We start from the raw sequence: 454 nt of genomic DNA on the forward strand, positions 1-454 counted from the left end.
AAGAGCTATAAAAAAAGGTTCAGGTGCTGATGGAGGATCTGGTTATGAAAGCCTAAATTATGAAGGTTATGGACCAGGTGGAGTTGCATTAATAGTTGAAATACTTACAGATAATAGAAATAGAACAGCTTCAAGTGTTAAGTCTTCTTTTGATAAAAATGGTGGAAATCTTGGCACGCCAGGATGTGTATCATATATGTTTGAAAGAAAGGGAGAAATTATTATAGAAAAAACTCCTAATTCAAATGAAGATGAATTAATGATGATAGAACTAGATTCAGGAATGGATGATATGAAAGTTTATGATGATAGTTTCTATATTACTACTTCTACTGATACTTTTGATAATGTATTAAATAGTATTAAAGAAGCTAATTATTCTGTTGTTGAATCTGATATCTCTTACGTACCTTCTATAGAAGTTGAAAATTTATCACCTGAAGATTTAGAAAAA

Annotated in this window: 1 protein-coding gene; it reads left to right on the forward strand. The window is 30.0% G+C overall.

What is annotated here, in order from left to right; translation table 11 throughout:
* Positions 1 to 454, forward strand: a 454-nt coding sequence (locus AYC60_RS04125) for a YebC/PmpR family DNA-binding transcriptional regulator (protein WP_197416956.1), incomplete at both ends; no start/stop codon positions are given.

The organism is Streptobacillus felis (assembly GCF_001559775.1).
Classification (GTDB): domain Bacteria; phylum Fusobacteriota; class Fusobacteriia; order Fusobacteriales; family Leptotrichiaceae; genus Streptobacillus; species Streptobacillus felis.